The 13,504-nt window shown below is 45.1% G+C and carries 12 protein-coding genes; 5 read left to right on the top strand and 7 right to left on the bottom strand.

Annotation, left to right across the window (positions count from 1 at the left end; genetic code table 11):
• The first annotated feature begins 62 nt into the window (after window positions 1–62).
• Window positions 63–422, top strand: coding sequence for a DUF3024 domain-containing protein (locus tag EAE30_RS01660; protein ID WP_123014372.1), 360 nt, complete (start codon window positions 63–65; stop codon window positions 420–422).
• A gap of 62 nt (window positions 423–484) precedes the next feature.
• Here the strand turns inward: EAE30_RS01660 and rnb are convergent, their stop codons facing one another.
• Entirely contained in the window at window positions 485–2,506 is a 2,022-nt protein-coding gene (gene rnb, locus EAE30_RS01655) for an exoribonuclease II (protein ID WP_123014371.1), read from the bottom strand.
• 1,105 nt (window positions 2,507–3,611) lie between these two features.
• Here rnb and EAE30_RS01650 point away from each other — a divergent pair.
• Window positions 3,612–5,435 (top strand): DEAD/DEAH box helicase, encoded by a 1,824-nt coding sequence (locus EAE30_RS01650; protein WP_123014370.1) that lies wholly within the window; start codon window positions 3,612–3,614, stop codon window positions 5,433–5,435.
• 268 nt (window positions 5,436–5,703) lie between these two features.
• Entirely contained in the window at window positions 5,704–6,678 is a 975-nt protein-coding gene (locus EAE30_RS01645; protein WP_123014369.1) for a LysR substrate-binding domain-containing protein, read from the top strand.
• Window positions 6,679–6,735: 57 nt separating this feature from the next.
• Here EAE30_RS01645 and EAE30_RS01640 read toward each other — a convergent pair whose 3' ends face one another.
• On the bottom strand, window positions 6,736–7,113 hold the full coding sequence (locus EAE30_RS01640; RefSeq protein WP_199287038.1) for a DnaJ family domain-containing protein: 378 nt from the start codon (window positions 7,111–7,113) through the stop codon (window positions 6,736–6,738).
• A 170-nt stretch (window positions 7,114–7,283) separates the two neighbouring features.
• On the opposite strand from EAE30_RS01640, the gene EAE30_RS01635 reads away from it, so the two are divergent.
• On the top strand, window positions 7,284–8,615 hold the full coding sequence (locus EAE30_RS01635) for an IS4 family transposase (protein WP_123014367.1): 1,332 nt from the start codon (window positions 7,284–7,286) through the stop codon (window positions 8,613–8,615).
• Between the two features lie 45 nt (window positions 8,616–8,660).
• Here EAE30_RS01635 and ushA read toward each other — a convergent pair whose 3' ends face one another.
• The 3 genes from ushA to pnuC form a co-directional block, all read right to left on the bottom strand.
• Window positions 8,661–10,346, bottom strand: coding sequence for a bifunctional UDP-sugar hydrolase/5'-nucleotidase UshA (ushA, locus tag EAE30_RS01630; protein ID WP_123014366.1), 1,686 nt, complete (start codon window positions 10,344–10,346; stop codon window positions 8,661–8,663).
• A 160-nt stretch (window positions 10,347–10,506) separates the two neighbouring features.
• Window positions 10,507–11,229 carry a nucleoside phosphorylase gene (locus tag EAE30_RS01625; RefSeq protein WP_123014365.1) on the bottom strand — a complete coding sequence of 241 codons (723 nt, stop codon included), beginning with the start codon at window positions 11,227–11,229 and terminating at the stop codon, window positions 10,507–10,509.
• A gap of 9 nt (window positions 11,230–11,238) precedes the next feature.
• Window positions 11,239–11,958 carry a nicotinamide riboside transporter PnuC gene (gene pnuC, locus EAE30_RS01620; protein ID WP_123014364.1) on the bottom strand — a complete coding sequence of 240 codons (720 nt, stop codon included), beginning with the start codon at window positions 11,956–11,958 and terminating at the stop codon, window positions 11,239–11,241.
• A gap of 220 nt (window positions 11,959–12,178) precedes the next feature.
• On the opposite strand from pnuC, the gene EAE30_RS01615 reads away from it, so the two are divergent.
• Entirely contained in the window at window positions 12,179–12,709 is a 531-nt protein-coding gene (locus EAE30_RS01615; RefSeq protein WP_123014363.1) for an RNA-binding S4 domain-containing protein, read from the top strand.
• A gap of 86 nt (window positions 12,710–12,795) precedes the next feature.
• On the opposite strand, the gene EAE30_RS01610 is transcribed toward EAE30_RS01615, so the two are convergent.
• Entirely contained in the window at window positions 12,796–12,984 is a 189-nt protein-coding gene (locus EAE30_RS01610) for a hypothetical protein (RefSeq protein ID WP_123014362.1), read from the bottom strand.
• Window positions 12,985–13,088: 104 nt separating this feature from the next.
• Window positions 13,089–13,454: a hypothetical protein gene (locus EAE30_RS01605; protein ID WP_123014361.1), complete on the bottom strand. Its 366-nt coding sequence runs from the start codon at window positions 13,452–13,454 to the stop codon at window positions 13,089–13,091.
• Between the last annotated feature and the right edge of the window lie 50 nt (window positions 13,455–13,504).

Genomic DNA, 13,504 nt, shown 5'->3' with positions numbered 1-13,504 from the left:
ATGCTATTAGTGGGGTTCATACTAAGATGAGTCAGTAAGAGCTGAGTGAGAGTGGGGTAACTATGTCGGTGATTAATTTACTGCAACACCAACTTGAGAAATCCGCCGAGGTGGCGTGTCATCGGCGTAATCAGAATTTACCGTTTGATGTGGGAACGGCAAGCTACGAGAGAATCGAGCAAGGGGTACAATTCGTTCAGCATCATTACAAACTCGATTCCACTCACAGTGATTACAGCAGTATCGTCGCGAAAATTGTGTATCAAGTCGAGCCATGTCATTGGTCGCTGTCGCTGTTACAGCAAGAGCAAGGGGTGGAAATGTGGGTACCGTACCCGCACTTATCGGGCAGTCATCCTTTATCCGATTTAATCGAAATTGTTGTTATGGATCCGCGGCATATCATTTGGTTTGAGCAATAAAAAAAGCATTCATTGCTGAATGCTTTTTACTTCATATTCGCGAGCCAATCCGCTGGTTCGCGTTATTCTGCGCTTTGCGTGTTGTTTGCGCTTTCTGGCTGCTCGGTTTCTGCTGGCGCGTCAGCAAAGACTTGTACTGGCTTTGCCACAATGCTGCGGTTTTCTTGGTTCACTTCGGTCAGTTGTACCTCAAGAACATCGCCCAGCCTGAAGACTACTTCTTTATCGACAGACACAGTGCCATTGTCACCGTTGCATTCTAAGCGTTGCTTATTGGCTAGGATCAATGAGCTTGGGACAAATGCCATAGCACCGTTTTCAAGTAAACGAACGCGCATGCCAGCGCGGTTGATATCGAAAATTTCACCTTGATAAACCGTCGCGTTCTCAGGTTCGTTTGCCAATGTCCGTGCGTATAGCCAATCACCGACATTACGCTCTGCCATTTTGTGGTGCTTACGATGGAGTGCCAGCTCTTCACCAACGGTATCATCCGGTTGTTGAACCGGCTCTTTGCCAAGAATCATCGCTTTGAGAAGACGATGGTTGATCATATCACCGTACTTACGGATCGGCGATGTCCATGTGGCGTACACATCTAAGCCCATTGCGAAATGAGGAAGCGGTTGGTTGCCAATTTCACTGTAGCTTTGGAATTTGCGAATGCGGTTATCCAAGTAAGATGTGTCTTGATCGGCTAACCAACGGCGTAGGGCTGCAAAACCTTCTACCGTATTTAAGCTTTCAGCAGTGGCGTTAGGCGCGCCGTGTTCGTTCATTAACTCGACTACTTCTGCCAGCTTTTCCTCTTTAAAACCAGCATGGGTATTAAATACGCCAGTCGAGAAGTGTTGGCTCAAGGCTTTACCCGCACAGATGTTGGCGGTGATCATGGCTTCTTCGACCAAGCGGTTGGCGCTGCGACGCATGTCAGCATGAATGGCGACTACGTCATTATCGTCACTCAGTTCAAAGCGGTAATCTGGTCGATCAGGGAACACAACGGCGTTCTCTTGACGCCAAGTAGCACGTGCTTTCGAGAAGTCATACAGATCAGAGACGACTTGAGCGATCGTTTCAGACGGTTGCCATTCATCACAGTGGCCGTTTTCAAGCCAATCAGATACGTTGTCATAGGCTAAACGAGCATGAGATTGGATGTTGGCCGCAAAGAAGCGAATGTCATCGCCAATTACGCCATCAGCACTGACCGTTACACTGCAACATACGGTTGGGCGTACTTCGCCTTCCATGAGTGAGCACAGCTCATCAGCCAAATCACGCGGTAACATTGGAATGTTACGACCCGGCAGATAAATGGTAAAGCCACGCTCACGGGCGACCGTATCCATGGTGTCATCGGGGGTGATGTAGGCCGTTGGATCGGCAATCGCGATGGTCAGTGAAAAGCGGCCATCGTCATGCTTTTGAGCATAAAGCGCATCATCCATGTCTTTGGTTGATGCCCCATCAATCGTCACAAATGGGATGTCGGTAAGATCTTCACGCACGAGATCCGCATCGTCTTTTAGTGACCATTCGTCAATGCCCGCTGGCTCTGAGTTAGGGAGATCATTTTTTGCCAGTGTTACCCACCAAGGCGCGATTTTGTCATCAGCATCGGTGACTTTCTTTGAAATCTCGACAAAGAAACCATTATCGCCTTTCAAAGGGTGACGAACTAAATGCGCCACAACCCAATCGCCTTCTTTGAAGTCTGTTGGGTTTAACCCTTTACGAGTACGCGCTTTCAACGATTGCTTTTTCAACTGAGGGTGGTCTGGCACAACGTTCAATTTGTCTTTGAACATTTTGATACGGCCGATGAAGCGCTCCAGTGATGGCTCAAGTAGCTCTTGTGGCTCAGCCACTTCACGTTCTTTCTCGGTACGGATGATCGCCATTACTTTGTCGCCATGCAGGCATTTTTTCATGTAAGGTGGCGGAATAAAGAAACTGTTTTTGCTGTCCACTTCGAGAAAGCCAAATCCTTTATCCGTTGCTTTGATGGTACCTTCTTTTTTCGGAAGGTTCTCTTGGATGTCCTGCTTTAATTGGGCAAGCAATGGGTTGTCTTGAAACATTATTTACTCTTATTGGTTGGTACTCATTCCATATAAGGAAGAGGTATCCAAAAAATTCACTTAAAAACCGATGGGTTAGTAAGAATAAAAGTTAACTTAAAATACTGTGCTGAGCTGTGCGCATTGGTTGCGCTGGCCTCATTCGTCGCCCAGTACGTGATACATAAAACTGACGGTAATGTTACTAGTTAATCATAAAAAAGTATATCGTTGGATTTGCGTCTGAGCGGTGCTATGAATGGTCATTGATGAGTCTGGCTGACACAGGCTCACCGTCGGTCTGCTGCTGTGAGGAGAGCATCGAAAGCGTAAGCGCGAGTTGTTGGGTGTATATCAAGTGGAACCGCATAAATTGAGGGTTAGCGGCGAGCAGGGGATGGGTTAGTGACTGAACATACGGCGCTTTTTATTGAGGTAAGTTTTATTTTTTGTTAATAAGTTATGAGTAATCGAAGGATAGTTATTGTTATTCAGTGCCTTATGGCTATTATAAAACCGTAATGAGTGTTTTTTATACATTTAAAGTGGTAATTTCATTCAACAAGGTAATTCTTGTCGTTTTATCCACGTTGTTCTCACGAAGGTTGGCGAGAAATATGCACAAACTCAAGTCGGCGAGGAGGAACTCAAATCGATGGCATACTCGATAACGAATGGAAGCTTAAATGTAACTCATCACTATAACTCTATGAATTAACATACCTAATTCCATATATTTTATAATGAATTAAAAAAGACGCAGTAACTCTAACTGGTTAAATTTAAATCAAGTATGGCTATTGGATGAGAATAAATCGGAAAAAACATTCACTTCGTAGTATAATCGCTCTTCATGCTCTTACGGCCACGTCAGAGCATTAGGAGCGCTAGATTTCGAACCGTTATGTTAAATTTTCATCATATGAATGAAATATTTGTGATGAATTTCAATTTTTCCTAGCTTTTTTTATATATTTAGTGAATAATCCGCTCCCCTATGTATGTCCCAAGTGGCTTGATGCGTTTTAATAACTATCCGCATCTGAAAGGAATCAGCAATTTTTGGATTGGTTGGAAATGGTAAAGCTCATGGGACCTTGGTTTATTTTATTATTATGGGAATCCCATGCAAGAAACCGTCATTCATTTTAGTGACTTAGCACTTAACAGTGCAATTTTATCAGCCCTAACAGATATGGGCTTTGAGAAACCAACACCAATTCAAGCAGCGTCAATTCCTGTTCTGATTGAAGGCCGCGATGCCTTAGGTAAAGCACAAACAGGTACAGGTAAAACAGCAGCATTTTCCCTTCCGTTGTTAAACAAGATTGATTTATCTCAGCGTAAACCTCAAGCGATTTTAATGGCTCCAACTCGTGAGCTCGCTATTCAGGTGGCGGCTGAGGTTAAAAACTTAGGTCGTAATATCAAAGGCCTTAAAGTGCTAGAAATCTACGGTGGTGCGTCTATCTCAGACCAAATCCGAGCTCTTAAATCGGGTGCGCACATCGTGGTTGGTACACCTGGCCGTGTGAAAGATTTGATTACTCGCGATCGCCTTCATCTTGATGAATGTCATACCTTCGTTCTTGACGAAGCGGATGAGATGCTGAAAATGGGCTTCGTGGACGATGTAACTTGGATCATGGAAAAATCGCCAGAGACTGCGCAACGCGTATTGTTCTCTGCAACCATGCCGCCAATGGTAAAAACCATTGTTGACCGTTACCTACGTAATCCTGCACGCATTGACGTTGCCGGTACTAACCAGACTGTTGACAAAGTTGAACAGCAGTTTTGGGTAGTGAAAGGTGTTGAAAAAGACGAAGCGATGGCACGTCTTCTAGAAACAGAAGAAACGGATGCCTCAATTGTCTTCGTACGTACTCGTCAAGATACTGAACGTCTAGCCGATTGGTTAAGTGCTCGTGGTTTCAAAGCCGCTGCATTACACGGTGATATTCCACAATCTTTACGTGAGCGTACTGTTGACCACATCAAACGCGGTGTGATTGATATCCTAGTTGCGACCGACGTTGTCGCTCGTGGTCTTGATGTTCCACGTATTAATCATGTATTTAACTACGATATTCCGTTTGATGTTGAATCTTACATTCACCGTATCGGTCGTACTGGTCGTGCTGGACGTAAAGGTAAGGCGATCCTATTGGTTCGTACCAACCAAATTCGCATGCTGCGTACCATCGAACGTGTCACGCGTTCTTCTATGGAAGAAATTCAATTGCCACATCGTGACAAAGTGGCAGAATCGCGCTTGTCTAAATTGGCTGAAGAGTTACGCGCTGAAAAAGAACATAAAGCACTCGAGAAATTCTCTGACTTGATCGAGAAGCTACAAACCACGCTTGAAATCGATGCGACGACATTGGCTGCGATGTTATTGAAACGTCAACAAGGCAAACGTCCATTGTTCTACGTCGGTGAAGACCCAATGCTTGAAGCCATTGAGCGTGATAAAGCGCGTCGCCGTGAGCGTCGTGATACGCGTGAGACCAACAATGCAGATTGGGAAACATACCAATTACAAGTGGGTCGTGAACAAGGCGTTCAAGTTAAAGACATCGTTGGTGCACTTGCTAATGAACTAGGCCTAACGAAAGGGTCTATCGGTGCTATCAAACTAGCGCCAGAGCATACGTTTGTTCAGTTACCTAAGACAATGTCTGCTGAAACAGGTAAGAAATTGCGCAAACTGCGTATTCGCCAAAAAGAAGTGAATGCGGTTGTTTCTGACTTTGATGACTTCCGTGAAAACCGTGGTCGTCGTGATGGCGGTGGCCGTCGTGACGGTGGCAACTTCCGTGGTAACGGTGGCCGTGGTGGTAATGGTCGTGGTAACGGTGAACGCCGTTTCGACCGTAATCGTGGCGGTGATCATCGTGGTAACCACCGTGGTGAACGTGTGAACAAAAGCCGTAGCAGCGACTGATCGCGCTAAGTGATAATAGAAACCCATAGTGTTCGCACTATGGTTTTTTTTTATGTGTAAATTCAATGGGTCAGTATTTTATCGAGCCACTTTAGTTCGATGTGAATAAATGATGATTAGATCGGCATTTAATTATGGAAATATAGAAATATCGTAGATTTAGGCGGCAAGGTTCCTTATTATGGGAGTTCAAGTAGAGCGTAATGCGTCACAGTAGGGCGAGGAAGTCCACTCTAGGCATTGTGGAATTGATGAGGAAGCGTAGAACGTGAAGCTACAGCAATTAAAGTATCTCAAAGCAGTAAAGGATAACAATCTCAATATATCGGCGGCGTCTGAGTCGTTATATACCACTCAGCCCGGCGTGAGTAAGCAGATTTTATTGTTTGAGCAGGAAATGGGGGTGCGGATTTTCGAACGCCATGGTAAGCATTTACAACGTGTGACGGATATCGGTGAGAAAATTTTCCTAGAAGTCGAAAAAATGTTGATTTTGGAAAATAAAATCAAATCTCTTGCCTCAGAGTATGTGGATCCAGGCAAAGGTTCGTTTAATATTTACACCACGCACACCATCGCCAGTTATTTACTTCCCCACAGTGTTGCTGAGTTTACGAAACGCTACCCTAACGTGAACTTTAACCTTTTTCCGACGATTCCGTCTGACAGCCGTGGGGGGATCAGCAAAGGTCATACCGACTTTTCCATCGTCGCACAGGTTGTTGCTCCTGATTCGGACCTGATTGTCTTGCCTGCTTACTTATGGCGCATGGGGATGGTCGTCCATAAAGATCACCCATTGGCGAAAGTGCGTCAACCGACCGCTGAGCAAATCGCGCAACATCCTTTATTATCTTATGAGCCGGGCGCAACTGGGCGCGAGTGTCTCGACAAAGCGATGCGCGAAGCGGGCTGTGAACCGAAGTATTTTATGAGTGCGATGGACGCGGACGTCATCAAACGCTACGTGAATTTGAACTTTGGTGTCGGGATTATCTCGAACCTCGCGGCCACCGATATTACCAATACGGATCTCGTGTATATCAATCTCGATCATCTATTGGACCCCTGTAAGGCGTGGATTTGTTTCAGTAAAGACGTCATTTTACATAATTATATGTATGACTTTTTGGGATCGTTCTCACCCCATCTCACCAAACAATTGATGGAAGAAGTGATTGCCAATAGTGCGCCCTCACGCATTAATACATTGTTCAAAGAGATTGAATTACCCGTCTACTAATGCACGGTCATTGTCTATGGCAGACGATAGAGCAATAGCGTGATCGACTGTGATCTGTTATTGCTCGTCTTCACGGAATTGTTCCCGTTTTTCTAACCAATAGCGCTGTATAAAGTGCGTGTCGACACCTTGTAAACGCATCCGCTGCTCTAGGTAGTGTAAACGTTTGGCGGCGTCTTTTATCTCTGGCGAGTGTGGATCGCTGTGCTCGATAAGGTCGCATAAGGTGAGGGCTTCTTTGCGCTGTTGCAGTTCGGGCGGTAAAAAGCCGGCATTTTTAAGGACGCGGTAGCCCATGCGTAAGTGCTCAGGTACATCACTATCATCGTCGATATTCAATGGTTGCCCCTTGCCGGGTAAATCATCGAAGGCTCCGTTCTCCAGTGCTTCTTGAATACGCTGCTCTGCTAATCGCTCTATCAATAACGTCATCATCGTTCTCCTTCAGAGCAAAGTGTAAAATAGAATCCTTACAGACGTCTAGATCTCATAAAAAAACCGCTCAATGAGTAATGCCGATCAGTTAAGAAATTTTTGAGATCATTTGACCGATCTTTAAAAGGCTTCAAAATCCGATATTAGTGATTTAATATCGGATTTTTTTTATGCGTTTTGAAAGTGAATTAGCCACAGCCTTTAAGTCCTGTAATACCTTCCATACTTTTGAAAAGTATGCTGAGTTACTATCGCCAGAGCTTATTCAGCAAGGCTTTAAACAAGCTGGAGTCGCCACGTTGAGAAAGCGCCGACTACCACTCGAAACGGTTCTATGGTCCATCATCGGCATGGCACTATATCGTCAGAAGTCTGTCTGGGATATTGCAACTCAGATGGATATTATGCTGCCAGATAAAAAGCCTTTGGTTGCCCCAAGTGCTTTGGTTCAAGCAAGGCAACGTTTGGGGGCTGATGCCGTAAAAGAGGTATTTAAAGCCGTCGCTCAACACGGCTATGAAACGAATTCGTTTGAGCAATGGGGAGGGCTGAATTTATTCGCCGTTGATGGCGTTGTATGGCGAACTGCAGACACGTTAGAAAATCATCAAGTCTTTGAAACTCAAAGTAATCAACATCGTGAAAATACTTACCCTCAAATTAGAATGGTCTGTCATATGGAGTTGACAAGCCATCAGCTCATTAACAGTGCTTTTTCTGGTTATCGAACGAGTGAAATGGTGCTCGCAGAACAGCTCATTGATAGTACGCCAGATCATTCATTAACCTTGTTCGATAAAGGTTATTACTCATTGGGGTTACTTAACCGATGGTCTCAAACAGGGACAGAGCGGCATTGGCTAATCCCCGCGCGAAAGGACTTAAACTATGAAGTGCTGCATCGGTCGGGAAAAAATGACTATCGTGTTCGCCTGAAAACGACGCCTCAGTCTCGCAAAAAGTTCGATGAGTTACCGGAATTTATCGAGGCTCGTTTAGTGAGTAAAACCATTAAGGGAAAAGAGTATCGAATCCTCACCTCTATGGTCGATGAATTACGTTTCCCGAGCGACGAAATGGTTGAGTTATATCGTTACCGGTGGGAAATAGAACTGGGGTATAGAGAAATGAAGCAGTCTCTGTTAAACAGCCAATATACACTGAGAAGTAAAAGACCGGACATGATAGAGCAAGAGCTATGGGGAGTGTTGCTCTGTTACAACCTCATACGATTAGGGATGACAGCGGCCGCTAAAAAACTGGATAGTGTTTGGCCAAATCAACTCAGTTTTACCAGTTGTTCAATGGCTATCACTCAGTTTTTTGCAACTTTACCGCTGACAAGTCCGGGAAATATCCCAAAACATTATGAGTCCTTATTGGAACAAATGGGCTATTTTAAACTTCCACCAAGGCGAGAAGACCGAACTTACCCAAGGTGGGTAAAACCAAAACCTCGGAAATATCCGTATAAAAAGAAAAATGCCAATCAGCTTAACTGACTGGCATTACGCTCAATGAGCGGTTTTTTTGTTTCATAACACGGCCTATGGCGCGCAACCATTGTTACTGCTTGAGTTGATATACACAATATGTGAACCGGGATCATATTGTGCGGTATCAATGGAAGGGTGAGCTTTTAAGTAGTCATACAAAACCACCGAATCGACATTACCGGTTGGTTGATAATTCAATTTAGGGTAGCCATCGCCGCCGTTCGCATTGTAGTCAGGTACGGTAAAGGTATACGTGTTTTGAGCATCATAACTTTTACCATCTATCGCATGAATGTCGACGGATTGATTCGCACAATCGACGGTCATATCAATGCCATCGAACTGGGCGTAGCCGCCGGAATCTTGTTGAATCGTGGCCACTTTGCTGAGGTAGTCTTCCAGTTTGGAGCCTTTCATGGTATTTAACGCGACTTGGTTACTAAATGGCTGCACGGTTAAAACGTCATTGTAAGTGATGTCTCCCTTCTCAATGGACGCACGTAAACCGCCACCATTGACGATGCCAAAGTCAGCGATGCCAGTGGATTGGGCGCGAGCCACTAAGACGCCAAGGTTGGTTTGCTTGAATCGGACACTGGAGCGCTCGCCATCAAGTTTACCATTCGTACTGGAGAGTTTTTCACTGAGTTTTTGTTCGCCTTGTTTTTGAAACACTTCTAATCGTTCAAACAGCGCCGTATCTTCAGGAATGTAGGTTTGTGCAAACTCATCGGTACGCTCGCCTTTGTCATCAAGCTTGCGCAGGTTGACGGGCACCAATGCATAAGAAGCGAGGTGCAGCTCATTGTTGTAGTATTCAAAGTCAGCACGACCGACGTATTTTCCCCATTCATAGGCTTGCATGATCCATGCCCCATTCTGGCGATCTGGCATGCACGCATCACCAGGTTTAAACACGGCGTATTCTTTATCGTTGGTGCCCGCTTTCATACAGACTGGGTTTTGCGAATGCCCACCGATAATGCCGTCTAATTCTCCGGGAGCCATGTTGCGTGCAAGTGTGACATCGCCGGGGGCATTGGCACCATGCATTGCATTGAGATAGTGGCCCATATGCGTCACAGCAAAGACCAGATCGGCTTTTTTGTTAGCGTCTAATTCTTGGATAACCGATTTGAGTTCGGTGGTTGGATTACGAAACTCAATCGATTGGATATATTGAGGGTTTGCGATTTTCGCTGTGTCTTGCGTGGTTAATCCGACAATAGCGATGTTTAATCCTTGTACTTTGAAAATCTTATACGGTTCAAAGTAGCGCTTATTTGTCGACTTATCGTAAATGTTGGCCGCTAGCATTGGGAAGTTTGCCCAATTTCGCTGCTTTTCTAGAACATCTAAACTGTTGTCAAACTCATGGTTACCGACCGCCATGGCATCGTAGGCGATATCATTCATACCGATAAAATCAGGCTCCGCATCAAGAAGAGCCGACTGAGGAACGCCAGTATTAATATCACCACCGGAGAAAACCAGCGTCGAACCGCCACTTTCTGCGACTTCATTGCGAATGCGATTAATTAATGTCTTACGCGCTGACATGCCGTATTCTTCGTGGTCATTTTTCCAGAAGCGACCGTGGTTATCGTTCGTATGTAGAATGGTAAATTTGATACAAGAGTCGGCTTGTTCACAGTTCGCGGCTTGCTCGGTGGTTTGGTTGCATCCCGCGAGTGAAAAGGCGATGGTTATCCCAAGTATTAGGCGATTGAGAGTCATGGAAAATCCCTTTGCAATATTGAAGCGCCTAATTTAAACGAGATAAGTGATGTTTTGTTGACATACTTTGACACAAATTTACATCATGTACTGTTTTATGATTATGATCACATTTATATGATGTTAAATGAAACATAACGCATATAATGTGCCTGTTTTATCACAGAGATGTCAGTGCTTCTAATGCGGCTTTGGCAGCCAGTCTCTCGCCATCCATCATAACCGTGTCTTCATCAGCATACTGTTGGATTCCGTCTTTCACATCGTGATCATACAACACGACATTGTTAAGAATCGCGGCGACTTGCACTCCACGCAGGCGGCCAACGGTTAACAGCGCTGCGGTTTCCATATCCGCGGCTAAGATACCGTATTGATTCCAGTAGTGGCAGACGGTGAGTTCATCATCGCGATAAAAGCTGTCATGTGAACGTACAACCCCAAAGTGGCTCGGGCGATCGAGTGTTTTCACGAAGCTTTCAATGCGGTTCAGTAAACGAAAATCTGCGTAGGCTGGGTAGACGTTATCGACATAACTTTGTGAGCCACCGTCATCACGGACCGCACCTTCCGCAATCACCAGATCGCCTAAACCAATATTGGGTTGTATGGCACCTGCAGAGCCGACCCGAATAATGGATTTAGCCCCGCAAAGAATGAGTTCTTCTAAAGCAATTAATGTTGATGGGGCGCCAATCCCGGTGCTGCAAACGGTGATCAACTTATTGCGATACGTGCCTTGGTAGATACGAAACTCGCGATGTTCTGATATCGCTTCGGCATCTTGTAACAGTGATGCGATGCGATTAACGCGGTCCGGCTCCCCGCAGACAATCACCAAAGGTGACACTGAATCGATGGCGATGTGAGGTTGCATGCTCATAAAATGTCCTTATTGTTGATTTGCTTCGGCGTTACTGGAGGCGGTCTTCACCCACTCACGTGTGCCGTTTAAAGCAATAAAGAGTAAAATGACGTATTCGATAGCAAGCGCATAGACTCCTTGTGCGGCGTACACCCCGATACTGATTACATTGACCACAACCCAGAGAATCCAGTTTTCAACGTACTTCCGTGTCATCAAAATTTGCGCCACGATGGATAACACCGTTAAGGTTGAGTCCCAAAATGGAAAGGCATCAGGCGATAAAGTCGGCAGGGTTAAGCGGGCACCAAAGACGTTCATTGTGTTGATGGTGAAGTTGGCAAGCAGCGCAAAAAAGCGGTCAATATACATGGTCATGAGTGCGATACTGATGACCGACAGTACGGCGACGACGGTTTGTTTGCTCGGAGTCATCCAACGGACTGATAAGGTCTCACCGTTATCATCTGTACGAGTCCATGCGTACCACCCATACACATTGGCGGCAAAGAAAAACACTTGCAGCAGTAAAATACCATAGAGTTGGATTTGATAAAAAATGATGGCAAATAAGGTCACGTTGAGCAGACCAAATGGGTAGTTAATGGTTTTTTCTTTGCTTGCAAACCAAATACACAATAAACCAAATAACGTACCGATGGCTTCAATCCATGACATATCGTACCCACTGCCGAGTGGGATGGTCACTAGGGTGTTGTGAATATCGAACAGCTCAAAAACGGTCATAAGGTCATCCTTAACACATAATAGAGTGTCATTATGCTACTGGTTGAACGATTTCTGCAAGGCATCGATTTCAGGAATCGGTCTGAATACGCCGCGTGGTCAACGATAGTCAATGAAAGGCGCTTAGTTTGACGATTATAAGAGGATAAATGCCGTATAACGGTTTAAACTTGCAGAATATGTTTGTACACTTCGTGCAAAATCATAATGAGAGTAATTCATGTCAGAACCCGATCAAGTTGCATTACACGACGATGACGAAATTGAAATTGAAGCCATCGGTGTCGAAGTTTCAGAACAACCTATCGAACTGTATAAAGTATTGAAGATCGCCGATGCGGTCAGCGGTGGGGGAGAAGCGAAATACGCGATCTCTGATGGATTCGTTGCGGTCAATGGCGAGCTAGAAACACGCAAACGTCGCAAACTGTATGACGGTGATCTGGTCGAATTTAATCAAGAGTTCTATCTCGTGATTTGTGATGCGCCAGTGACCGATCCTGCAGTCAAAGAGAAGGCGAAAGAGAAAGCCAAAGCTCAGCAAAAAGCGGATCAAAAAGCGAAGAAAGCGGCCAAGCAACAAGCCGTAAAAGAGCAGCGCGCAGAGCAAAAGTCCAATGCTAAAAGTGGGCTGTCTGCAAAAGCGGAGCCAATGAAGCCTAAGGCGACACCGGAGCAAGACGAGCCTGCGAAAGAAAACGAGTCTGAGCAAACACCGTCAACTGGACGAAATTCTATTCGTTTCTTCTAGTGGATCTTCATTACCTTAGATGAACGTTCATCGATGAAAAAGGGGAGAGAAAGTCTGACTTTCTCTCCCCTTATCGTTATTCTGTTCTAGAGCTCGTCGTTATCAAGATACGTTCTCCCCTCTAACGCGTAAGGATCATCGTCGAAAGGATGAGCCATACGACCTCGTAAATACTCTAATTTTTGTTCTAATTTAGCAACTTGTTCGTAGTTGCCTTCAGAACAAGCCACGTAAATGTCATGTTCGATACTATCAATGCGGTCTTGAATGTTCATGTTCGCTCCTTTCATTGATCAGTGGTGGACAGACACACCATGTTCACTAACAGTGTAGTGAATGTGGCAAATTGATCAAACATGCATGTGTCGCATGACGACAATCAATGCATCAGCGTTGTTCGTTTGGCGGTTGAAATCAATCTCACTGATGTTGGTTTACGTGAGTACGTCATCAGGACATTCAGCAATACGCAACCCACTCCAATCAAAGGAGATAAGCCGATCTCCGAAATAAGGTGGCTGCTTATCACGCACAAAAGGACCACCATATTCACGGTGAAGAGGACTGTTACGCCACGCTGAATGATTTTTTGACTAATGGTTTCTTGCAATGTCATGTTCTCATGACAATGTGGACAGACTAACTGATGAGCGGACGAACGTCGGCGCAGTTCGTTATGACTCAGAGAAAACTCTTGATAACACTGTTCACAAATCACATCGATAGGTTGGGAAGGAAAGGGCATGGTGTCTCCGAACAGTGTGAGGAAAAGCGGCTATTGTAATACCAATGATT

The organism is Vibrio zhugei (assembly GCF_003716875.1).
Lineage (GTDB): Bacteria > Pseudomonadota > Gammaproteobacteria > Enterobacterales > Vibrionaceae > Vibrio > Vibrio zhugei.
Note: the sequence above shows the minus strand (reverse complement) of the source record. Positions and strands in the feature narration are given on the sequence as shown.